We start from the raw sequence: 22,078 nt of genomic DNA, 5'->3' as shown, positions 1-22,078 counted from the left end.
TATGCCGGTTGCGCGCCAAGAGGGGCCTTTTCGGGTCTTCATCGAGGGAGCTGCGCGGGAGGAAAAGTAAGTTTTTTTTATGTTTCGTGATGTTGATTTAAGATCGTAAAGAGATCGACAAATTAACAATCGAATGTAATGACGGGGTTGCAACCCATGGCACGTCCGTTGGCGAGTGCATAGGCAATGCGGTAAATTGCATATGTAAGGTGGTGCCATGCAGCACAATATGCTGCGGGCCGTTGATGGTCGAATAGTGACTTAATTATTCTTTATAAATCAAAGTATTAAAATTGTATCAGTCAGTTTTTTACTATTAGTTTTCCTAATGTAACGTATCAAAATTCGTCAATTGAGTCGGCCCTGCTCCCTGACTAAGCTTTGCGCATCAAATAAAGCCCAGTGCGTAAACAAATATTCAGAGGAGCCACATCATGGCAAACATGACTTATACCGAAACCGGTTACCAGCATTCCAGCCAATTGAATCTGGTTGCTCGCGTTAAAATGACTGTTCTGACCTGGCTGGAGCGCAGCCGCAGCCGTCGCCAGCTCTCCGAGCTGCCCGAGTACCTGCTCAAAGATATCGGCCTGAACGAAGCTGACCGTTATCAAGAGACCACCAAGCCGTTCTGGCGTGGTTGATCTGCCGGGCATGGATGCCTTGTTTTTCTGCTGAGTCGTTTGCTGTTCTGCCCCGTGGCGCCCGGCCGCCAAGTCTGTCATTGTCTGTTTTATATCCCCCGTTTTCCCCCTGTTATTTGTTGGTCCTTTTTCCTCTCCTCTTTATTCCACATTGCTACTGCCATTGCTGTCGTCGTTCGATTGTTATCACACTTGTATCGTTAATGTTTGAATTTGTTTAAAAAACGATTTTAAGCCGCGATGCCTTGCGTATAATCCGTCCATAGTATTCCAGCGCAAGAGGGTGAGACGGATGATTCCCCAGCACGATTTTTTGACCTTGACCCGTAGCCATGAGTGGCAGCTTGAGCCCTTTGAATTTGCCCTGCCCGATGGTGCGCGGGTCAGCGTCTGGGATACGGGCGTGCTCTGTCTGGAGCCTGCCAGTGGCGCGGACGACCAGCCGGGAGGGCGCAAGGATATCGTCCTCTCCTGCGGTATCCACGGCAACGAGACCGCTCCCATCGAGATCTGCAACCAGCTGCTGAGCCGTCTGCTCTCAGGCGAGCTGAGTGCCTGCCATCGGGTGCTGTTCCTGTTTGGCAATCCGGCGGCGATGAATCTGGGATTGCGGGAGGTGGAGGAGAACATGAACCGGCTCTTCTCCGGAGCCCACAGCAAGGGAGAGGGGCTCTGCAATCGGGAGCGGATCCGCGCCATGCGCCTCGAGCAGTATGTGAGCCGCTTCTTTGCCAATCCGGCTCGTCCCCGTTACCACTACGACCTGCACACCGCCATTCGCGGTTCGCGCCACGAGAAGTTTGCCGTCTACCCCTTCCCCCACGAGCGGCCCCACTGCCGCGAGCAGGTGCAGTTCCTCGGCGCCTGCGGGGTGCGTACTATTCTGCTCTCCGCCAGCCCGACCACGACCTTCAGCTACTACAGCTCCCGCCAGCATGGTGCCCACGCCTTTACGGTGGAGTTGGGCAAGGTGCGCCCGTTTGGCGAGAACGATATGACCCGCTTTATCGAAACCCGCCAAGCGCTGCAAGAGCTGGTCACTCAGGATGAGGTGGCGCTGGAGCCGTGGCGGGCGGATGATTTCACCCTGTTTGCCATCGATCGGGTGATCACCAAAAAATCGGCGGACTTTCGCTTCCTGTTCGCCAGCGATGTCGACAACTTCACCGAATTCCCCCAAGGGTTCGTGCTGGCCGAGGATGGTGAGCTGCGCTACACGGTCGAGAAGCCGCGTGAGGCGGTGGTCTTTCCCAATGCCAACGTGGCGATCGGTCAGCGCACCGTGCTGATGGTGGTGCCGACAAGGCTCTGGGAATAGCGGTGATAGTTTTGCCTGCCGAGCGGTGGTGCATCCGCAGGCGGCGCCAAGCCATTGTTTTAGTCGGCGGCTCAGACACAGTAGCGGTTAGCCGCAGTAATAAAAAACGGGGCCAGTCAGATGACAGGCCCCGTTTTTTATCGGGTTCAAGCGGTGAGGCTTAGCTGTTGTTCTTCACAAACAGGGTCAGCTCCTGACCGGGCTTGAGGTAATCCCCTTTATCCAGCTGGTTCCAGCGCATCACATCGTTGATGGCCACCTGGAAGCGAGCCGCGATGGAGGAGATGGAGTCGCCACGGCGAACCTGATACACCATCGATTTGTCGCTCTTCTTCCCTTGCTTGGGATAGACCACCAGCTTCATGCCTGGCTTGAGCGCCGACTTGGCATTCAGACCGTTCCACTTGGCGAGCTCTTCGTGGGAGACGCCGTGCGCCTGGCTGATGCTCCACAGGTTGTCACCCGAGCGCACCTTGTAACTGACTTTGGCCTTCTGGCTGCTGCCACGGCTTGCCAGCTGTTGCGGTTTGCTGGCGGAGCTGGCCTTGCTGCTGACCTGACCGTGGGTCGGGATCACCAGTTGCTGACCGCGACGCAGGTTGTTGCTGCGCAGATTGTTGGCCAGCTTCAGCTCGTTCACGCTGACGCCATGATTCTGGGCGATACGCGATAGGGTATCGCCACTGGTGACCTGATAGGAGCGGGTACGAATACGCTCGCTCTTGGGCAGATCGGCCAGTGCCAGCTCCAGAGTATCGGCATACTCTACCGGTACCAGCAGGCGGTAAGGGCCACGGGGCGACATCACGCCACGGCTCAGGGCCGGATTGACCTCCTTGAGCTGTGACGTGCGCAGACCGGCCAGTTGGGCGGCCACATTCAGATCGATCTGGCTGCCGGTCTCCACCACTCGCAGCTTCGGCTCGTTGGCGAGCACCGGCAACTGGATATTGTACTTGTCCGCATTGCTGATCATGTCAGCCATGGCGAGGATCTTGGGCACATACATCCGGGTTTCGCGGGGCAGATCGAGCGACCAGTAGTCGGTCGGTTTGCCTGCGCGCTGGTTACGCTGGATGGCGTTGCGCACCCGACCTTCACCGGCATTATAGGCGGCCAGCGTTTGCAGCCAGTCACCGTCAAAGAAGCGGTTCAGGTACTCCAGATAGTCGAGCGCCGCATTGGTGGAGGCCAGCACATCGCGCCGTCCGTCATACCAGTTGTCGTGGCGCAGACCGAAGTTTCTGCCTGTCGCTGGCACAAACTGCCAGAGTCCGACGGCATTGCTGCGGGATCGGGCATGAGGATCAAACATGCTCTCGATCATCGGGACAGTAATAAGCTCCATTGGCAGCTCACGCCGTTCAATCTCCTCTACCATCAGATAGAGGTAGGGTTCAGCCCGGCTGGCAATGGTCGCCAGATGCTTATCATTGCGCAACAGCCACTCACGTTGCTGGCGGATGCGCGGATTGTCCGGAGTTTCCAGTTGCATATCATCGCTGATACGCACCCACAGATTGTCCGTATCTTCCATTTCGTCCAGCTGTTCATCGCCAAACAGGAAATGGGAAGAGTGTTTTTTATGCGCTTTTTTCTTGACCTGGGGGGACTTGATCGGCTCGATTGCCGTTAGCGCCCGGTCATCCTGATGGCTCAGGTTTTGGCAGCCGCTGAGCAACAGCGCTGCCAATAAGGCCGTTCGTACCTTCATCTCGTTCCGGTCATTTTTAGGAAAAACAGCTCGCATCATAAGGGGCAATGGCCCCCTGATCAAGGTTTGTTCAAAAAACGTCCTTCCACTGACGCAGGATGGTGAAGGTATCTACCGGATTTTCCACGCATTTTAGCCCATGTTTTTCAGCAGAAAATTTCACTGAATCCTGTTCGCATCGCAGAAAAATGTTGAAAGTGCGTTCGTCACCCAGCCGGGTTGGCAGACTTGGCAGCCCTTGTTGCCGCAGTTTGCTGATCAGCCCGATCTGGCTGTGGATCGCCGGGTTGTCCGGTTCGACCGCATAGGCAAAACGCAGGTTGGAGAGGGTGTACTCGTGGGCACAATAAATGAGTGTCTCATCGGGCAGGGCGGCGAGTCGTTGCAGCGAGTGGTACATCTGCTCCGGCGTCCCTTCAAACAGGCGGCCACAACCGGCCGAGAAGAGGGTATCGCCACAAAACAGCATGCCGTTGCCGTGGTAGGCGATGTGGCCGCGAGTGTGCCCGGGCACATGGATCACCTCGAGGGCGAGGCCGTGCCAGTTGATCTGATCGCCATCTTCCAGCCACTGACCGTGGTGATCCGGCATCGGGTCAAGTTTGGGGCCATAGAGCCGGGCGTGGGGGAAATGGGCAAGCAGGTCGGTGACACCCCCGACATGGTCGTGATGGTGATGGGTCAGCAGGATGGCATCGAGCACCAGCCCCAATGCCTCAAGCCGCTCCAGCACGGGTGCGGCATCGCCCGGATCGACCACCAGGCAGTGATTTTCGTGGCGGATCAACCAGATGTAGTTGTCATTAAAGGCTGGAACTGTGATCACTGGATACATGAGTCTGCTTCTCTTTAGGGAGGGTATCTTATATAACAGGATGGCGTTCGAAACCCCGAGTTGAGCCCTATTATGCAGGTGGCACGTACCGAACAACAAATCGAGATCCCGACCAGCTGGTCTGCATTGCCTATGGGGGACTGGGTAGCGGCCGAGATCCAGGATCGGCTCGACAACTGGTGTCCCAATCTGTTTGGGTATCATCTGCTGAAAATTGGCGCTCTGAGCGCTGAACTCTCCTGCAAACGCTCCTCCATTCGTCACCAGATCGGGGTCGCCCCCGGCGGGCGGTTGCTCGACATGTATGGCGATCCCCTCGATCTGCCGGTGCGGACCGGCAGCGTCGATGCCTGCCTGCTGGCTCACTGCCTCGATTTCTCCGCCGATCCCCACCAAGTGTTGCGCGAAGCCGAAAGAGTGTTGACCGACGATGGTTGGCTGATCATCAGTGGCTATAACCCCATGAGTCTGGTCGGGATCGGTCACTGTGTGCCGTTCTTGCGGCGCAGAATGCCCTGGTCGGCACGGATGTTCACCCCGGGGCGGGTGACGGACTGGCTGCATCTGCTGGGATGCGAGGTGATGTTCGACGAGCGTTTCGGTTACTCGTTTATGGGGAAACAGAGCTGGCACAGTTGGTGGCGGGAGAGTATCGGGCGGGATTATTGCAGGGCATTTGCATCGGTATACGTGATTGCGGCCCGTAAACGGCGCTTTCCACTGATCCCGGTGCGGCGGCGCTGGCAACTGCCAAAGTCCCTCGCCACACCGGGAATGGCCCGTCAGGGCTGGTAGCCGGTATCTTCGGCCAGATCCTTGCCGCAGGCGGCCTCTCTGGCCAGCTCGTCGCACCGTTCGTTCTCCGGGTGGCCGGAGTGACCCTTCACCCAGAGCCACTCAATCTGGTGGCGACCCACTTCCGCATCCAGCTCCTTCCAGAGATCGACGTTCTTGACCGGTTGCCGGTTGGCGGTCATCCACCCTTTCTTCTTCCAGCCGATGATCCACTGGGTGATCCCTTGGCGCACATACTGGCTGTCGGTGGTGAGGCGCACCTTGCACGGTTCGTTGAGGGTGCGCAGCCCCATGATGGCGGCCATCAGCTCCATCCGGTTATTGGTGGTCAACTTGAATCCGGCGGAAATCTCTTTGCGGTGCTTGCCGTAGACCATGACGGCCCCGTAACCACCCGGGCCCGGATTGCCGAGGCAGGAGCCGTCGGTATAGACATCAATCTGTTTTAACATGAGCAATCAATCTGTTTTAACATGAGGCTTGGGGTAAACTAGCGAGTAAGTAAAGCCGAAGTTTGACATAGATTGGATCATGAACACACCCCAACTGAATCGCCAGATCATTCTGGATACTGAAACCACAGGTATGAATACGGCGGGCGGCCCTGTCTATCTGGGGCACCGCATTATCGAAATCGGCTGTGTGGAGGTGATCAACCGCAAGCTGACCGGTAACCACTATCACGTCTATATCAAGCCTGATCGTCTGGTTGACCCGGAAGCGATCCAGGTGCACGGTATCACCGACGAGTTTCTGCGTGACAAACCGTCGTTCAGCCAGATTGCCGATGAATTCCTCGACTTCATCCGCGGCGCCGAACTGATTGCCCACAACGCGCCGTTTGACGTGAGCTTCATGGACTACGAGTTCAGCAAGCTCGGACTCAACTTCAAGACGGCGGATATCTGCACCATCACAGATACCCTGGCGATGGCGCGGGATCTCTTCCCCGGCAAGCGCAACAACCTGGATGTGCTGTGCGATCGTTACGGTATCGACAACTCCCACCGTACCCTGCACGGGGCTCTGCTCGATGCGGAGATCCTGGCGGACGTCTACCTGCTGATGACCGGCGGCCAGACCAAACTCAATCTGGCCACCGAGAGCAACGAAAACGAAAGCAATCAGGACACCAGCATTCGCCGGTTAGAGAGCAACCGACCCGCCCTCAAGGTGGTGCGTGCCAGCACCGAGGTTCAGGCCCTGCACGAGGCGAGACTGGATCTGGTACAGAAGAAAGGAGGAAGTTGTCTGTGGCGGCAATGAGCAAGTGGTGTGCCGGTCTGCTGTTGTTGCTCTCGCTGGGGGCGACGGCGACCGAGGTATTTGCCCCTTCCGATATTCCGCTGCTGGATAACCGCTTTCGCATCGATTATGGGGTTAAGGAGATAACCTTCATCATCAAGCGCAAGCCGGGCACCCCGTCCGTGATCCTGGTTCGCCCCGATGGCAGCAAGCTTTACGTGGGCAAGGTCAAACCCGCAGATGTGGGTTGGCTGGCGCTGCCGGAGCATGATCTCATTACCCTGCGCAATCCTATGCCGGGCCCCTGGCAGGCGATTGGCGAGGTGGATCCCGACAACCGGGTGCGCATTCTCTCCGATATCCGGCTCGATATCGCCGCCCTGCCGATGCAGCTCTATCAGGGGGAGGTGGTCAAGCTCAAGGCGTGGTTGCTGATCAATAGTCAGCCGCCGAAAGATAAATACTATCTCTCTGACCTTGGCATGACCGTCAAGCTGCAATCGTTCAGCGATGCCGATAAGAAAGAGGTCGTGCTGGATCAAGTACTTGGCCACTATCGTGATGATGGCAAGGGGCTAGATGAGGTGCCAGGCGATGGCATCATGACGGCGGAAGTGACGCTGCAGGATATTCCCGGTGGCAAGTACCGCGCCATGTTCAGCACGGGCAATCAGGTGTTTGTCCGTGCCCGTTATCAGGATGTGCTGCTTTACCCCTATCCGTTCAGCTATAACTTGTCGCCGCCTTCGGAAGAGCTGGGAGCCAAGCTCTCACTGCTAATCGACCGTGATGAGCTGGATCCCGCCTCCGTGGTGATCAAGGGGAGTGTGACCAGCAATGTGGGCGGCCTCTACGAGTTCAGCGAGACTGCCAGCGACCCCAAGCTTGATATCGATCTTTCCAACATCAAGGAGGTCGGTCAGCATGAGGTGAAAGCAACCCTCTATGGCACCACTCGCCTCGGCCGTGAGCTGAAAATCGAGTTGCCGGTGAAAACCTTCAATGTCTTCCCGCCACCGCCGCCTCCTGTAGAGGTGGTGTCGGCCGCCGCACCGGCCTCCAGTGCTGAGGCGACCCATCAAGCCCCGGCAGAGGAGGAAATGGGCTGGCTGATCTGGGCATTGGCGGGTGGTGGTGTGCTGCTGGCGGTATTGGGTGGGGTCGGGTTTGTGGTGATACAAAAACGGCGTGCCCTGAAGCGTGCTCTGGCCGCTGCGCAGGCCGAGAATCAGCAAGCAGGACAACCAGCCGCCAAGCTGGATCTCAATCTGCCAGAGCAGTAACCCTCGTACTGAAGTGGCGTGATGCCAGAGATAAAAAACCGCCCTGATGAGCAGGGCGGTTTTTTTGAATTCATAAACAGAACAAGCTGGCTATCAGTGTTCGCCGATATAGACATCCTTGTTCTGCTCGCGGATCTCGAGGAACTTGTCCAGATTGGCCATCATCAGCTCGACCAGCTGGGGGTCGAAATGCTGCCCCTTCTCCTCTTCAATCAGGGCCAGCACCTTGTCCAGCGGCCACGCTTTCTTGTAGCAGCGATCCGAACCCAGGGCATCGAACACGTCAGCCAGTGCCACAATCCGCCCCTCCAGCGGAATATCGGCCCCCTTCAAACCGCGGGGATAGCCACTGCCATTCCACTTCTCATGGTGATTACCTGCGATGGTGGCACCAATCTGAAACAGCGCTAGATCGCTGCCGGAGAGCATATCCTGCCCGAGCTGGGCGTGGGTTTTCATGATCTCCCACTCCTCCGGTGTCAGCTTGCCCGGCTTGTGCAAGATGGCATCGGGAATTCCCACCTTGCCAATGTCATGGAGCGGCGAGGCACGTTTCACCAGCTCGCTCTGCTCTTCGCTCATGCCCATCAGGTGGCAGAATTGTTCGGTATAGAGCGCGACCCGTTTGACGTGCAGTCCTGACTCTTTTGAACGGGTTTCGACCAGTTCGCCGATGCGATAGATGATCTCCCGCTGGTTGTCGGCGATCACCTCATTGAGCCGGATATTCTCCAGCGCCACTATGATGTTTTCAGTAAACAGGGTCAGCAGACTGGTATCGATCTGGCTGAGCTGGCGGGTGGTCTCGATGTGGAACAGCAGATGGTGGCGCGGATTCTGGCAGTAGAGCACCATCTGGGTGGCGTTATAGACATTGCTGCGCTTGCTCATGGCCTGGCGCAGGATCTCCGGCGCGTCCGTGAGGAGCATGGCGGGATGGCCGGGGAGCAGGGGCTCCAATACTTGATCCTTCACCTCATAGGCGTATTGCTTGACGTCGTATATCTGGGTTTCCCCCAGATGGAGCAAGGCGCTGAGCTGCTCCTGGGCGCCTTCGACAAACTGGCGCAAGGCCCGTTTCTCAAAGATCCCCTTGGAGGCTTCGATGACTTTTTCCAGCCCCTGACGGTTACTCTCCAGGGTGCGGATATCCCGATAGGATCGCAGGCTGGCCCGCAGCAGGGTGCGTAGCTTCTGGGAGGTGAGCTCGGTTTTATCCTTGTAGTCGTTGATGTCGTAGTTGGTGACCACGTCATCTTCCGGCGCCTGGCCGGGCTGGCCGGTACGCAGCACGATGCGTACCATCTTGTTTTGCAGATCTTCACGGACGTATTTGACGACATCGAGGCCGGCGTGGTCGACCTCCATCACCACGTCCAGCAGCAACAGAGCAACGTCCGGGGTGGTGGCCAGCAACTCTTTGGCCTGTGCCGCGGAATAGGCATGCAGAAAATCGATGGGGCGATTGTCAAACTCGAATTTGTTCAAGGTGATTTTGGTGATGCGATGCACTTCAGGCTCATCGTCAACAATCATCACCTTCCAGCCCGCTTGCTGTGCGTCGGGGAGGGAGAGATCGTCATCATCAATAATCAGGATTTGGTCATCCATCATACAATCCTGTTTGGCATCCTGTGCTTACATTAACTGCTTCACTAAGGATAGGAAACTTATTGGGAAATAAAATTTGATCTCGAAAAACTATGGTCGAAATAAGCAAATGGAACCCTTTGTAATTGTGGCGTTGTCCGGCTGCTTTCTTTGCCCAATCATGGAGCTAGCGTGCATAAAGCCTATGTCTGGATTGGGGTGTGGACGCCAGTGGTTGGGGATGTTTGAATCCATCTTGTAGCTATTAGACGAGAAACAATCTTATTTGATAGTGATTCCTATTTGCGTGTAGCATGGGCGACACACTCAACGAGGAGCCCCATCGTGTCCCCATCTCTGCCTCCCAATCGCCCCCGTCTGCTGACTGTCAAAGCCATTACCCAGATCACCCCCCATTTGCGTCGCATCACCTTTGGTGGCAGCGAACTGGCTGACTATCCCTTTACCTGCGGTGGGGCCCATATCAAGGTGATGCTGGCCCAGCCCCATCAGGTAGAGCCGGTGCTGCCTGCCATGACCCCGAGCGGCCCGCGCTGGAGTGACCCGACTGACAAGCCGGTGATCCGCACCTACACCATCCGCGCGTTTCGCCGTGATGAGCAGGAAATTGATATCGACTTCGTGCTGCACGGTGACGGCGGGCCCGCCAGCGCCTTTGCTACCCATGCCAAGCCGGGAGAGAAGGTGATCCTCTCCGGGCCGGGTGGCCCCAACCCCATGCTGCAACCGGCCGATCACTACTGCCTGGTGGGGGATCTCACCGCCTTGCCCGCCATCATGGCGATGTGTGAGGTGATGCCTGCCGATGCCAGAGGGGAAATTGCGATTCTGGTGCCGGATCAGGCCGATGCTCAGCCGTTGACGCTGCCGGTCGGGGTGCGCTGTCACTGGTTTGTCGGCGAGCCCGAGTCCAGCGGCCTGCTGGAGCATGTGATTGCTCTGCCGCTGGTGCGCGATGGTGGCTTCTTCTGGCTGGGTGGGGAAGAGGCGCTGGTGCTGCCGCTGCGCCGCCATTTTCGTTCCGTGCTCGAGGTGGATCGCCAGTCGCTCTACGCCGTGCCGTACTGGCGCCGGGGCAAGAGTGAAGAGGCCTATCACCAGACCCGTCATGATGTGATGGATAATTAAGCGGATGCGAAAGAATACCTGATTCACTCTTGCAAATAAAAATGATTTGCATTTAGTATTGCGCCGTCCCGATGTCAGTCGGTACGGCGCTTTTGTTATTGATGGCTGCGAGTGGCATAGCACAACGCAGGGCCTGCCGTAATGCACTGATGTTCGGGGTGATGGGGCATGGACGACTGTTCATGCCAATGAACTCCATCACTTTGCACCGGGTCTGGCGAGGTCAGACAGGGATGTCGGTGGTGTTGGCCCTGGTTGTTTTATGTGGAGTGTTGATGATGCGTACATCATCCCGACGATTTGCAGTGCATCCGCTGGTGTTGTCCCTTTTTACCCTGCCAGTTCTGGCCCAAGGGACTGCGCCTGTCGCCGCTCATGAAACTATGGTGGTGACGGCGAGTAAAACCCGGCACAGCGAGCTGACCGCCCCGGCCAGCGTCTCTGTGGTGACCCGGGCCGAGCTCGACAAGCTCAATGTCAATGATCTGACCGGCGCTCTGAAACAGTTGCCGGGGGTCAATATCAGCCCTGCCACCAGCTACGGCCGCAGCGAGATCAAGTTGCGCGGGCTGGAGGGGGATTACACCCTGTTGCTGGTCAATGGTCGGCGTATCAGCTCCCGCGATGCTCTTACCTCCGGTTATGGCAATGATTTCGATCTCTCCGCCATCCCGATGGCGGCCATCGAGCGTATCGAAGTGATCCGTGGCCCTATCTCCTCCCTCTACGGTGCCGATGCGCTGGGTGGGGTGGTCAATGTCATCTTGCGCCAACCTGGGGAGAAGACCGAAGCGGCGGCCACCTATACCTTCAGCGATCCCACCGATGGTCACGGCGGGACTATCAACAAGGCGAGCGCCTATGTGGGCGGGGCGCTGATCGACAACAAGCTGCTGGCCAACCTGGTGGTAGAAGGGAATCACCGGGATGCCTGGCAGAGCGAGCAGAGCATCAACCCCAAGGCCGATGCCATCGAGCAGCGTGAAAAGCTGGGGATCCTCTCCAACGTCAAATGGTTGATCGATGATCGTCAGGGTCTGGATGTAGGGATGAACTACGCCAAAGACGATCGGGAGGCCCACTGGAACAACTACGGCCAGACGCCGCGCAATATCCAGCAGATGGAGCGACTGGGGCTCAATGCCACTCACGTCGGCCGTTGGGATCAGTTCGACAGCCGGGTCGGCTATGCCTTCGAGCAGGTTGACCTGTTTGACGACTCCGAACTGATGACGGCGCTGAGCAAGACCAGCGGCGATGTGAGCCAGACCAACCACACCTTCGATGGCCAGCTGAGCGGTAATCTGGGCAGCCACCTGCTGACCAGTGGTGCCGAGTACCGCATCACCGAACTCAAGCATAACGTCAACCTCAAGGGGGGTGATGTCAGCGTCAACCAGAGCGCGCTCTATCTGCAGGATGAGTTTGGCTTTGGCGATCTGGCGTTGACACTGAGTGGCCGGGTCGATCACCACGAGACCTATGGCACCGAGTTCAGCCCCCGCGGTTATGCCCTCTACAGCCTGACTGACAACTGGGTGGTCAAGGGCGGCATTGGCAAGGCATTCAAGGCACCGACCATTGCCCAGTCCAACCCGGATTATGCGGTAGCCGCCTGTCGCGGTCGCTGCGCTGTGGTGGGCAACCCGGACCTGAAGCCGGAAACCGCCGTCAGCTACGAGCTGGGCACTGCCTATGATGGTTCGTTCTGGGGCGCCGGGGTTACCGCCTTCCACAACGATATCAAGGACAAGATCCAGAGCGAGGCATGGACCTCCACCTGGCGTCCGGCGGTGATGACCTATCAGAACGTCAGCAAGGCCCGCATCAAGGGGGTGGAGCTGAGCGGCTGGTTTGATATCACCGATACCCTGACCCTTTCCAGCAACGTCACCCTGATCGACGGAGAGGACAAGACCAGCGGCAAGGATCTCTATCGGACGCCGGAGCATACCGCCAACGCCAAGCTGGAGTGGCAGGTCATCGAGAGCCTGAGTACCCAGCTCGGCTGGAACTACACCGGCAGCCAGATCCTGCCGGTTCCGCGCATGAGCGGCACCACCTATGAGACCACCGCCGGATTCCACACCCTGGATATCGGGGCAGTCTGGAACGCCACCCGGGCACTGGATCTGAAGTTCGGGCTCAACAACCTGACCAATACCAAGCGTGACTGGGTTGCCACCGAGGCCGATCAGATCCTCGACGGGCGCACTGTCTATGCCGGTGTGGCCTACAAGCTGTAATGGCTGAGCGGAGCCCGCACTGGCGGGCTTCCGTTGTTGCCACGGTATCACCTCGGATGACGGCTTTTGTGTCAACAAGATGGCATTGCAATCATAAGGAGTTAAAGGGTGTTTAGAGACCAGACCTCGCTGTTCTGGCTGGGATTGTTCCTCCTGTTCGTACTGCTTTCTCTCTCGCTCGCCACCGGTGCGGGTGTTTATGGTGCTCGCGAGGTGTTCGGCTACCTGATGGGTGACGCGCCTTGGGCGAGTGACGAGAAGCTCGCCATGGTGCTCAATACCTTGCGACTGCCGCGCACCCTCTGCGCCATGGTGGTCGGCGCCTCTTTATCTCTGGCTGCCTCCTTGTTGCAGAGCGCGACCCGCAACCCGCTGGCGGAGCCCGGCCTGCTGGGGGTCAACGCCGGGGCCGTCTTTGCGCTGGTGGTGGGGCTCACCTGGTTCGGGGTGGAGTCCGCCTACGGCTATCTGCTCTGGGCCGGCCTCGGCGCGCTGCTCGGCAACGTGATTGTGCTGGGGCTAGGCATGATGATTGGCCGCTCCAATCCGCTGAAGCTTATTCTGGTCGGGGTGGCGCTCTCCGCCACCTTCGGCGGTCTCTCCAGCTTTCTGCTGCTCTCCAACAAGATGGTGCTGGAGCAGTACCGCTTCTGGAACCTCGGCTCCCTGTCGGCGGCCAATCTCGATGCCATCATCGCCGTGCTGCCCTTCGTGCTGGCGGCGTTTGTCATCACCCTGCTGCTCTGTCGCCAGCTGACCCTGATGCAGATGGGGGACAGTCAGGCCCAGGCGCTGGGGATCCGCCCAAACCGGGTGCGAATTGGCGTGCTGTTGGCCGCCACCCTGTTTACCGCCAGTGCCATCGCCATCGCTGGCCCCATCGGCTTTGTCGGCTTTCTGGCCGCCTACTGTGGCCGACTGGTAGAACCGGTAAAGCTGTCGGTGCAGGTCTGTTTCTCCGCCCTGTTCGGCATGCTGTTTCTGCTGTTGGCCGATATTCTGGCGCGCTGGCTGATCCAGCCGTTCGAGCTGCCCAACGGGGTCATTCTGGCCCTGATTGGCGCGCCTGTACTGATCGCCATCGTTCACCGCGGGGGCTTTCGTACCCTGCTGACCGTCAAGTGAGGGGCTGATGCGTACACCTACCGATATGCTCTGCCTGCGGGCCGGCAACCGCTCTTTGCTGATCCATCTGCCGAGCTGGCGCTGGCTGGCTCTGCTGGCCGTGGTGCTGCTGGCGCTGGCTCTGCTGGCCCTGAGCGTTGGCGGCGGCAAGCTCGGTTTTGCCGGGGTGGTCAACACCCTGCTGGGGGAGGGGACGCGGCTTGAGCAGCTCACTCTGTTCAAGATCCGGTTGCCGCGCATCCTTGGGGTGGTGGTGGCGGGAGCGGCCATGGGGCTCTCGGGCTGTCTGGTGCAGACTCTGGTTCGCAATCGGCTGGCCACACCCGACATGGTGGGAGTCAACAACGGGGCCTCTCTGGCCATCATCGTCTTCTCCCTCTACCTGACGGTTGGCAGCTGGCCCTGGTGGGCGGCACCTATCGGAGCCATCTTCGCGGCGCTGGTGCTCTATGCCCTCTGCCGCAAACCGGGTGAGCAGGGCTATCTGTTCGTGGTGATCGGCATCGGCCTCTCCGAGCTGTTCGAGGCGCTCGGCCAGTTTGTGATGTCCACTCAGGCCCTGCTGCACCTGAGCTCCCTCTATCTGTGGAATATGGGCAGCTTTATCGCCGTGGGTTACAGCACCATCACCCCTATCGCCATCCTGTTGCTGCTGCTCTGCCCCTGGATCGTCTATCTCTCCCGCTCGCTGGCGGTGCTGCGCTTTGGCCCCGAGATGGCCCGAGGGCTTGGCGTCAACGGCGATCGGGTGCAACTGGGCATTCTGGCGCAGGCCATTCTGGTGGCGGCGCTCGGCACCGCCATCGGCGGCCCCGTGGTCTTTATCGCCATGGCGGCCCCCATTCTTGCCTCCTGGCTGGTGAAAGACCGGGTGGTGCCGCTCTGGCTGGCTGCACTCAGCGGCGCCTTGCTGCTGCTTGCCAGCGATACCTTGGTCCGGGTGCTGGCTAGCCCTCACGAGGTGGCGACCGGCATCATGACCCGCATTCTCGGCGGCCTGTTGCTGCTGTTTCTTCTCGTTAACGATCGCCAGAGGGCTGACTGATGACGCTCACCGTAAATCGCCTCCATTTCGCCTATCAGCAGACCCCCATTTTGCGGGACATCTCTTTCAGCGTGCCGAGAGGCAAGCTGGTGGGGATCGTCGGCCCCAACGGCTGCGGCAAATCGACCCTGCTCAAGCTGCTATCCGGCCAGATGAAAGCCCAACGCGGCGAGATCCTGCTCAAAGGCAAGCCGCTTGCCAGCTACCCCATGAAGGGGCTGGCGCGGGAGCTCGCTTATCTGCCCCAGCGGCCGACCCTGCCTGCCGGCATTCTGGTGGAGCAGCTGGTGCAGTATGGCCGCCACCCTCATCAGGGCTGGTTCAATCAGTGGGGTGAGGAGGATGCCCGCATGGTGCGTATTGCCTGCGAGCGGATGCAGCTTGAAAGCATCTGGCAGCAGAGCGCAGCGTCCCTCTCCGGCGGGCAGGCACAGCGGGCGTGGCTTGCGATGATCCTGGCGCAGGACAGCGACATGGTACTGCTCGACGAGCCCACCAGCGCCCTCGATATCGGTCACCAGACCGAGGTGATGGAGGCAATCCACCGCATCACCGCCGAGGGCAAAACCGTGCTGCTGGTGATCCACGATTTGGCGATGGCGGCCCGTTACTGTGACGAGCTGATCGCCATTGGCGAGGGGACCATTGCCGCCATGGGCCCGGCCCGTGAGGTGGTGACCAAGTCCCTGATCGACCGGCTCTACCAGACCAGTGTTGACATTCTGCATGCCCCCGGCGACGGGGCGCCCATTATCGTGCCCCGTCGTCACGAACATGGCCGCGCCCTGCGTTCGGCGAGTTGAGTCATATGGGCCTGCTCTGTGGGCCCACCGAGTGTATTCACGCGGCCGATTATCCGGGCCGTGCAACGAGAAGGAGTGAGATGATGAAGCGTTTTGCCGCCCTGGCAGCAGCCATCCTGATGCTGGCCGCGCCGTTGGTTCAGGCGCAGGAGATGCGTGAAGTGACCGATGCGTTTGGCCAGAAGGTGCAGGTGCCAGTCCAGCCAACGCGGGTGGTGGTGCTGAGCGAGCTCGAACTCGACAGCACCCTGACCCTGGGGCTGACCCCCATCGGCGCCGTCAATGGCCGTGGTCAACCCACCTTGCCTCGCTATTTGCTGAACAAGGCGGGCATGGGGATCCAGGTGATCGGCGATCTCGACAGCCCCAATCTGGAGTCGCTGATTGCGCTGGAGCCCGACCTTATCCTGACAGGCCAGACCCGTCCCGAGCTGCTGACCTTGCTGGGGGAGATCGCGCCGACCGTGGTAACCAGCAAGTGGGGTGAGCCGTGGCAGGATAGCTTCCGCCGCACCGCCCACACCCTTAACCGCGACCAGCAAGGGGATACTTTCTTGCTGCAGTATGCCGAGCGGTTGACTCAGGCTCGCAGCAAGCTGGCAAATCATCAGGGGGAGAGCATCAGCATAGTGCGCTGGAACCCCAAGGGGCCGAGCTTTATGTATCAGGGCACCTTTGCCAGCAGCGTAGTGGAGTCGATGGGGCTGGTACGCCCAAGCAAGCAGCAGGGCACTGGCGCACCCCACTCACCGGCGCTGAGTCTGGAGTCCCTCAATCTGCTGGATGCCGACTGGCTGGTGGTCGGCACTCTGAGTGCCACCGGTGATGCGGTGGATGCCATGCGTCAGGCGGAGCAGACCCCGGCGTTCCAGCAGCTGCCGGTGATCAAGGCCAAGCGCTTTGGCGCCGTGGACGGGTCGCTCTGGACTTCGAGCGGCGGCCCGCAGGCGGCCCTCAAGGTGATCGAGGATGTGGAGCAGTTGCTGGCAACCCGCAGCTGAGTGCTATCGCGCGCCAGAGGTTGACCACACGAACAGGTTGATCAAAAGAAGAGGGAGGCTGATGCCTCCCTCTTGCGTTGTCACTGTCTATCGTGACCTTTTCGGCGAGCCAGAGCCGTTTATTGCGGCTGGATGGCTGTCACTGTGAGCTTGCCGCTCTGGCTTTCCGCATGAAAGTGGATGGCATCCCCCACCTTGAGCCCTTTGAGCTGGGCCGGATCTGCCACTCGAAAGACCATGGTCATGGGGGGCATCTTGAGATTCTCGATCGCCTCGTGCTTGATGCCGACTTTGCCGCTCCCCTCATCGAGGCGGGTAATGACCCCCTTGGTCATCACCATTGCGGCCTGTTCGCTCATCTCACCCGTCTGACTCATATCGTGCCCTTCATGGTGCATCATCTCTTCTGCTTGCAGGTTGGTCTGGGTGGCAAGGCCAAGCAGCAATGTCAGGGTCAGCGTCTTGTAGTTCATGATGGTTTCCTCATCGTTCAGTCAATATGGATCGTGAAATCGGGTTATTCGGATTGCGGGTTCGCGCTCTTGCCAAGGCTTCGGCTGCGCCACAGGTAATAGGCCGCTGGCAGCACCAAGAGGGTCAGCACCAGCGCGCTCACCATGCCGCCGATCATGGGGGCGGCGATGCGCTGCATCACCTCGGAGCCGGTGCCGTGGCTCCACATGATGGGCAAGAGGCCGGCGATAATGGTCACCACCGTCATCATCTTGGGACGCAGGCGCAGGGCGGCGCCCTGGATCACCGCCCGATGCAGACCCGCCTTGTCCGGCTTGCCGCTGGCCACCAGGTCATCCCAGGCGTGGTTGAGGTAGACCAGCATCAAGACGCCGGTCTCCACCGCCACCCCCGCCAGAGCGATAAAGCCCACCCCGACCGCCACCGAGAGGTTGAAGTCGAGCAGCCAGAGGGTCCAGATCCCGCCCACCACCGCCAGCGGCAAGGTGGTGAGAATGAGCAGTACCTCCTGAACGCGGCGAAACGCCAGATAGAGCAGCAGCACGATGATGGCGACCGTCAGCGGCACCACGTAGGCGAGGCGCGCCTTGGCCCGTTCCATGTACTCGTATTGGCCAGACCAGATGAGGGCGTAGCCCGCCGGCAGCACCAGCTGCTTGCCCACCTCGGCTTTGGCCTCATCGACGAAGGAGCCGATATCGCGGCCGCGAATATCGACGTAGACCCAGCCGTTGAGCCGCGCGTTTTCACTGCGCAACATGGGGGCTTCATCGCTGATGTAGACCCGGGCTACATCCGCCAGCGCGATGCGCGCCCCGCTCGGGGTCACCACCGGCAACAGCTCGAGGCTCGCCACCGAATCGCGATAGCTCTGGGGGTAGCGCAGGTTGATGGGATAGCGCTCGCGCCCCTCGATGGTCTGGCCCACCTCCATGCCGCCCACCGCGGTGGCGAGCACCGCCTGCACGTCGGCGATGTTGAGGCCGTAGCGGGCTGCTTTGAGCCGGTCGATATCCACCTTGACGTAGCGGCCACCGGCCACCCGCTCGGCGTAGACCGATGAGGCGCCCTCCACCTTGCCAACGATCTGTTCCAGCTGCTGGCCGAGTTGCTGGATCACCTTGAGATCCGGCCCCGCTATCTTGATGCCGACCGGGGTCTTGATGCCGGTGGCCAGCATGTCGATGCGGGTCTTGATGGGGGGCACCCAGGCGTTGGTGAGACCGGGGAAGCGGATGAGGGAGTCGAGCTCCTCTTTGAGCTTCTCCGGGGTCATGCCGGGGCGCCACTGATCCCGGGGTTTAAGCTGGATGCTGGTCTCCATCATCACCAGATCGGCGGGGTCGGTAGCGGTCTCGGCGCGACCCGCCTTGCCGAACACGTTCTGCACCTCGGGCACGGTACGAATGAGTTTGTCGGTCTGCTGCAATATCTCCCGCGCCTTGCCCACCGAGATATTGGCTGCTGTGGTGGGCATATACATGATGTCCCCCTCATCGAGCGGCGGAATGAACTCGGAGCCCAGGTACTTGAGCGGCCAGAAGCCCGCCACCGTCACCACGGCGGCGACAGCCAGAGTGGTTTTCGGGCGGGCCAAGACGGCCTTGAGCAGCGGCACATATGCCTGGCTTAAGCCACGGTTCAGCGGGTTGGCCTGCTCCGCCAGCACCTTGCCACGGATAAAGTAACCCATGATCACCGGCACCAGGGTGATGGCGAGCGCGGCAGCGGCGGCCATGGCATAGGTCTTGGTGAAGGCGAGGGGGTGGAACATCCGCCCCTCCTGCGCCTCCAGCGCAAACACCGGCAGGAAGCTGATGGTGATGATCAGCAGGGAGAAGAAGATGGCAGGCCCCACCTCGATGCTCGCCTCGGTGATGATGCGCCAGCGGTTCTTGTCGGTGAGCGCTTCCCGCTCCATGTGTTTGTGGACGTTCTCGATCATCACGATGGCGCCATCCACCATGGCGCCGATGGCAATGGCGATGCCCCCGAGCGACATGATGTTGGCGTTGATCCCCTGCAGATGCATCACGATAAAGGCCACCAGAATGGCGATGGGCAGGGTAATGACCACCACCAGGGACGAGCGCAGGTGGAACAGGAAGGCGAGGCAGACCAGCACCACCACGGCAAACTCCTCCACCAGCTTGCCGGAGAGGTTGTCGATGGCGCGCTGGATAAGGTCGGAGCGATCGTAGACGGTGACGATCTCCACCCCCTCTGGCAGGCTGCTTTTTAGCTCCGCCAGCCGTGCCTTGACCCCATCGATGGTGTGCTGGGCATTCTCGCCGTAGCGCATGACGATGATGCCACCGACCACTTCCCCTTCGCCGTTGAGCTCGGCGATACCGCGCCGCATCTGGGGACCGGTGACCACATCTGCCACATCCCCCAGCAGCAGCGGGGCGCCGCGCACAGTGGTGCCGAGCGGGATCTGCTTCAGATCCTCGACGCTCTTGAGATAGCCGTTGGAGCGCACCATGTACTCCGCTTCCGCCATCTCGATGACGGAAGCACCTGTCTCCTGATTGCCCTGTTTGATGGCGGTCTCGATAAGGGAGAGCGGGATGCCGTAGGCGCGCAGCTTGTCCGGATCGACCCGCACCTGATACTGGCGCACCATGCCACCGACGGTGGCGACCTCGGAGACCCCGTCCACCGTCTGCAACTCGTACTTGAGGAACCAGTTCTGCAGCGAGGTGAGCTGGCTGAGGTCATGCTTGCCGGTTTTGTCCACCAGTGCGTACTGATAGACCCAGCCCACCCCAGTGGCATCGGGGCCGAGCTGGGGACGGGCGGAGGCGGGCAGGTTGGGGGCGACCTGGCTCAAATACTCCAGTACCCGGGCGCGGGCCCAGTAGAGGTCGGTGTTGTCGTCAAACAGCACATAGACGAAGGAGTCGCCGAAGAAGGAGTAGCCGCGCACCGTGGTGGCCCCCGGCACCGCCAGCATGGCGGTGGTGAGCGGGTAGGTCACCTGATCCTCCACCACCTGGGGCGCCTGGCCCGGATAGGAGGTCTTGATGATCACCTGCACATCGGAGAGATCCGGCAGGGCATCCACCGGGGTTTGCTTGACCGACCAGAGCCCCCAGGCGGTAAGCATGAGGGTCAATAGCAGCACCAGAAAGCGGTTGCCGATGGACCAGCGAATAATCGAGGGGATCATGGCTTGGCTCCCATATTGTGCTGGCTATGGCCCATCCCTTCCATCTCATCTTTTGCCTGCTCCAGAGCGTGGCCGCTGGTCGGGGCCTTCTCCTGATGGATATTGGTGATGCGGTACTCATCCCCCTCCTGGATCACTTGCAGGTGCAAGGTCTGCCCTTCGGCCAGCTTGCTGATATCGACCCCGTCGGCGACGGTGAACTCCATCTCCATGGCGGGCCACTGCCACTCGGGGATGGGCTGGTGGGAGACCATCAGGGTACGGTTGGCCAGATCGATGCTTTCAACCTCGCCCTGAGTCCACACCTGGGCGGGGCGCACTGCCGTCATGCGCTGGAAGTCCGAATCGATGGCCGACTCGGAGTCGAGCAGGAACTGGGCCGAGCTGACGATGTTATCCCCAGCCTCTACCCCTGCCTTGATGGCAACCTTGTCGCCAAACTGGGGGCCGAGAGTGACGGCGACCGACTTGAAGTTGCCATCCCCCAGCGCCAGCACCAGCCGATCCTGACTACCGGTGCGGATCACCGCTTCGCTCGGCACCACCAATTGCGGCTCTCCCTGCCCGGTGCGAATGCTCACCTTGGCAAACATATTGGGTTTCAAAAACTCGTCCGGGTTGTCAAAGCGCAGCCGCACCTTGAGGGTGCGAGTAGCGGCATCGAGGGTCGGATAGAGGTAATCCACCTTACCTTGCCAGCTGCGACCGGGGGCATAGTCGAGAGTCATGGTGACCGGATCCCCCACCTTCAGCTGGGCGGCTTGACGCTCGAACACCTCGGCACTGACCCACACCTTCTTGAGGGTGCTGATGTTAAAGAGCGCCGCAGCGGGCTCCACATACTGGCCCTCGCGCACCTTGAGCTCGGAGACATAACCGCTGCTGGGGGCGTAAATGCTGATGGTTTCGCGCACCTGACGGGTACGTTTGAGGGCCGCTATCTGATCCGCTGGCACCTGCAGGGATTTAAGCTTGCCCTCGGCTGCGCGCAGCAGCAGCGGGTTGGCTGTGTTGAGTGCCAGCAGGTACTCGTGCTGGGCATTGACCAGGTCCGGAGCGTAGAGCTCGTAAATCAGGCTCCCCTTGCTCACCTGCTGCCCCTCGCTCTTGATTGCGAGGGTGCGGATCCAGCCCGCCATGCGGGCGTTGATCGCCTCCAGCTTGTCCTCGTCATAGCCGACGTAGCCCACCGTCTCGATCTGCTGGTGGATAGGGAGCTTCTCCACCTTGGCAAGCCGCACCCCCAGGTTCTGCTGGATCTCGGGGCTGATGGTGACGGTGCCCGGTGAGCCGCCCTGTTTTTCCTCATAGACGGGGATAAAGTCCATCCCCATGTTGTCCTTGGCGGGGCCATCACGCTTGTCGCGTGGATCCATGGGGTTGACCCAGTAGAGGGGCGTCTTCTCTTTGGCGCTGGCGCCATCGGAGGTCTGTTTGGCGGCCCAGTAGCCGCCACCGGCGCCAAGGGCGAGCAGCAGGGCCGACATCAGGACGGTCTTGTTCATGACTGGCCTCCGGCGCGGATCTGCATGCAGAAAGTGCAGGAGGGTAATGCGCCCGCAAAGGCAGCAACCTTGGACGGTGAAAAGTGGGCTGGTGACATAATACGTCTTCTCTTTTGCAGGCCGCCGGTCGGGTG

The 22,078-nt window shown here is 59.9% G+C and carries 18 protein-coding genes; 11 read left to right on the top strand and 7 right to left on the bottom strand.

The window, feature by feature from the left end; translation table 11 throughout:
* The first annotated feature begins 434 nt into the window (after positions 1-434).
* Complete coding sequence (locus I6L47_RS06335) at positions 435-644, top strand: DUF1127 domain-containing protein (RefSeq protein WP_005337823.1); 210 nt, start codon at positions 435-437, stop codon at positions 642-644.
* Positions 645-936: 292 nt separating this feature from the next.
* Positions 937-1,962 carry a succinylglutamate desuccinylase gene (gene astE / locus I6L47_RS06330; protein WP_216948921.1) on the top strand — a complete coding sequence of 342 codons (1,026 nt, stop codon included), beginning with the start codon at positions 937-939 and terminating at the stop codon, positions 1,960-1,962.
* Positions 1,963-2,122: 160 nt separating this feature from the next.
* Here astE and I6L47_RS06325 read toward each other — a convergent pair whose 3' ends face one another.
* Both I6L47_RS06325 and gloB read right to left on the bottom strand, forming a co-directional pair.
* The gene (locus tag I6L47_RS06325; RefSeq protein ID WP_005361719.1) at positions 2,123-3,676 is read right to left on the bottom strand and encodes a LysM peptidoglycan-binding domain-containing protein; all 1,554 of its coding nucleotides are present in this window, start codon (positions 3,674-3,676) and stop codon (positions 2,123-2,125) included.
* Positions 3,677-3,746: 70 nt separating this feature from the next.
* Positions 3,747-4,511: a hydroxyacylglutathione hydrolase gene (gloB, locus tag I6L47_RS06320; protein ID WP_216948920.1), complete on the bottom strand. Its 765-nt coding sequence runs from the start codon at positions 4,509-4,511 to the stop codon at positions 3,747-3,749.
* 72 nt (positions 4,512-4,583) lie between these two features.
* Between gloB and I6L47_RS06315 the strand changes: the two genes are divergently transcribed.
* Complete coding sequence (locus I6L47_RS06315) at positions 4,584-5,306, top strand: methyltransferase domain-containing protein (RefSeq protein ID WP_005361718.1); 723 nt, start codon at positions 4,584-4,586, stop codon at positions 5,304-5,306.
* On the opposite strand, the gene rnhA is transcribed toward I6L47_RS06315, so the two are convergent.
* Positions 5,294-5,758, bottom strand: coding sequence for a ribonuclease HI (gene rnhA / locus I6L47_RS06310; RefSeq protein ID WP_005353268.1), 465 nt, complete (start codon positions 5,756-5,758; stop codon positions 5,294-5,296). The genes I6L47_RS06315 and rnhA overlap by 13 nt on opposite strands.
* Before the next feature lie 79 nt (positions 5,759-5,837).
* On the opposite strand from rnhA, the gene dnaQ reads away from it, so the two are divergent.
* Entirely contained in the window at positions 5,838-6,572 is a 735-nt protein-coding gene (gene dnaQ, locus I6L47_RS06305) for a DNA polymerase III subunit epsilon (RefSeq protein WP_005337813.1), read from the top strand.
* Positions 6,569-7,834 (top strand): TIGR03503 family protein, encoded by a 1,266-nt coding sequence (locus I6L47_RS06300; protein WP_216949324.1) that lies wholly within the window; start codon positions 6,569-6,571, stop codon positions 7,832-7,834. Before dnaQ ends, I6L47_RS06300 begins: the two co-directional genes overlap by 4 nt.
* Before the next feature lie 93 nt (positions 7,835-7,927).
* Here the strand turns inward: I6L47_RS06300 and I6L47_RS06295 are convergent, their stop codons facing one another.
* Complete coding sequence (locus I6L47_RS06295; protein ID WP_005361714.1) at positions 7,928-9,445, bottom strand: HD domain-containing phosphohydrolase; 1,518 nt, start codon at positions 9,443-9,445, stop codon at positions 7,928-7,930.
* A gap of 324 nt (positions 9,446-9,769) precedes the next feature.
* On the opposite strand from I6L47_RS06295, the gene I6L47_RS06290 reads away from it, so the two are divergent.
* The 6 genes from I6L47_RS06290 to I6L47_RS06265 all read left to right on the top strand — a co-directional run bounded on the left by I6L47_RS06290 (position 9,770) and on the right by I6L47_RS06265 (position 16,793).
* Positions 9,770-10,573 (top strand): siderophore-interacting protein, encoded by an 804-nt coding sequence (locus I6L47_RS06290; protein WP_216948919.1) that lies wholly within the window; start codon positions 9,770-9,772, stop codon positions 10,571-10,573.
* Positions 10,574-10,851: 278 nt separating this feature from the next.
* Positions 10,852-12,819 (top strand): TonB-dependent receptor, encoded by a 1,968-nt coding sequence (locus I6L47_RS06285; protein WP_216949323.1) that lies wholly within the window; start codon positions 10,852-10,854, stop codon positions 12,817-12,819.
* 108 nt (positions 12,820-12,927) lie between these two features.
* The gene (locus tag I6L47_RS06280) at positions 12,928-13,944 is read left to right on the top strand and encodes an iron ABC transporter permease (RefSeq protein WP_216948918.1); all 1,017 of its coding nucleotides are present in this window, start codon (positions 12,928-12,930) and stop codon (positions 13,942-13,944) included.
* A gap of 7 nt (positions 13,945-13,951) precedes the next feature.
* A complete protein-coding gene (locus I6L47_RS06275; RefSeq protein WP_208735932.1) occupies positions 13,952-14,989 on the top strand; it encodes an iron chelate uptake ABC transporter family permease subunit in 1,038 nt (345 codons plus the stop codon).
* Complete coding sequence (locus I6L47_RS06270) at positions 14,989-15,792, top strand: ABC transporter ATP-binding protein (RefSeq protein ID WP_005337795.1); 804 nt, start codon at positions 14,989-14,991, stop codon at positions 15,790-15,792. The genes I6L47_RS06275 and I6L47_RS06270 overlap by 1 nt, the downstream gene beginning before the upstream one ends.
* Positions 15,793-15,875: 83 nt before the next feature.
* A complete protein-coding gene (locus I6L47_RS06265) occupies positions 15,876-16,793 on the top strand; it encodes an iron-siderophore ABC transporter substrate-binding protein (protein ID WP_076495129.1) in 918 nt (305 codons plus the stop codon).
* A 119-nt stretch (positions 16,794-16,912) separates the two neighbouring features.
* Here the strand turns inward: I6L47_RS06265 and I6L47_RS06260 are convergent, their stop codons facing one another.
* Genes I6L47_RS06260 through I6L47_RS06250 form a run of 3 tightly spaced genes read right to left on the bottom strand, consistent with a single transcriptional unit; the run spans position 16,913 to position 21,944 of the window.
* On the bottom strand, positions 16,913-17,266 hold the full coding sequence (locus tag I6L47_RS06260; protein WP_113739181.1) for a copper-binding protein: 354 nt from the start codon (positions 17,264-17,266) through the stop codon (positions 16,913-16,915).
* A 44-nt stretch (positions 17,267-17,310) separates the two neighbouring features.
* Positions 17,311-20,439 carry an efflux RND transporter permease subunit gene (locus tag I6L47_RS06255; protein ID WP_216948917.1) on the bottom strand — a complete coding sequence of 1,043 codons (3,129 nt, stop codon included), beginning with the start codon at positions 20,437-20,439 and terminating at the stop codon, positions 17,311-17,313.
* Complete coding sequence (locus I6L47_RS06250; RefSeq protein WP_216948916.1) at positions 20,436-21,944, bottom strand: efflux RND transporter periplasmic adaptor subunit; 1,509 nt, start codon at positions 21,942-21,944, stop codon at positions 20,436-20,438. The genes I6L47_RS06255 and I6L47_RS06250 overlap by 4 nt, the downstream gene beginning before the upstream one ends.
* Positions 21,945-22,078: the final 134 nt, after the last annotated feature.

The organism is Aeromonas sp. FDAARGOS 1417, assembly GCF_019046985.1.
In the GTDB taxonomy this organism is placed as follows: Bacteria; Pseudomonadota; Gammaproteobacteria; order Enterobacterales; family Aeromonadaceae; genus Aeromonas; species Aeromonas veronii.
Note: the sequence above shows the minus strand (reverse complement) of the source record. Positions and strands in the feature narration are given on the sequence as shown.

Excerpts from the sequence above, each read along its gene's own strand:
- I6L47_RS06335 (WP_005337823.1), top strand. The coding sequence starts at position 435 with ATGGCAAACATGACTTATACCGAAACCGGTTACCAGCATTCCAGCCAA.
- astE (WP_216948921.1), top strand. The coding sequence starts at position 937 with ATGATTCCCCAGCACGATTTTTTGACCTTGACCCGTAGCCATGAGTGG.
- I6L47_RS06325 (WP_005361719.1), bottom strand. The coding sequence starts at position 3,676 with ATGAAGGTACGAACGGCCTTATTGGCAGCGCTGTTGCTCAGCGGCTGC.
- gloB (WP_216948920.1), bottom strand. The coding sequence starts at position 4,511 with ATGTATCCAGTGATCACAGTTCCAGCCTTTAATGACAACTACATCTGG.
- I6L47_RS06315 (WP_005361718.1), top strand. The coding sequence starts at position 4,584 with ATGCAGGTGGCACGTACCGAACAACAAATCGAGATCCCGACCAGCTGG.
- rnhA (WP_005353268.1), bottom strand. The coding sequence starts at position 5,758 with ATGTTAAAACAGATTGATGTCTATACCGACGGCTCCTGCCTCGGCAAT.
- dnaQ (WP_005337813.1), top strand. The coding sequence starts at position 5,838 with ATGAACACACCCCAACTGAATCGCCAGATCATTCTGGATACTGAAACC.
- I6L47_RS06300 (WP_216949324.1), top strand. The coding sequence starts at position 6,569 with ATGAGCAAGTGGTGTGCCGGTCTGCTGTTGTTGCTCTCGCTGGGGGCG.
- I6L47_RS06295 (WP_005361714.1), bottom strand. The coding sequence starts at position 9,445 with ATGGATGACCAAATCCTGATTATTGATGATGACGATCTCTCCCTCCCC.
- I6L47_RS06285 (WP_216949323.1), top strand. The coding sequence starts at position 10,852 with ATGCGTACATCATCCCGACGATTTGCAGTGCATCCGCTGGTGTTGTCC.
- I6L47_RS06275 (WP_208735932.1), top strand. The coding sequence starts at position 13,952 with ATGCGTACACCTACCGATATGCTCTGCCTGCGGGCCGGCAACCGCTCT.
- I6L47_RS06270 (WP_005337795.1), top strand. The coding sequence starts at position 14,989 with ATGACGCTCACCGTAAATCGCCTCCATTTCGCCTATCAGCAGACCCCC.
- I6L47_RS06265 (WP_076495129.1), top strand. The coding sequence starts at position 15,876 with ATGAAGCGTTTTGCCGCCCTGGCAGCAGCCATCCTGATGCTGGCCGCG.
- I6L47_RS06260 (WP_113739181.1), bottom strand. The coding sequence starts at position 17,266 with ATGAACTACAAGACGCTGACCCTGACATTGCTGCTTGGCCTTGCCACC.
- I6L47_RS06255 (WP_216948917.1), bottom strand. The coding sequence starts at position 20,439 with ATGATCCCCTCGATTATTCGCTGGTCCATCGGCAACCGCTTTCTGGTG.
- I6L47_RS06250 (WP_216948916.1), bottom strand. The coding sequence starts at position 21,944 with ATGAACAAGACCGTCCTGATGTCGGCCCTGCTGCTCGCCCTTGGCGCC.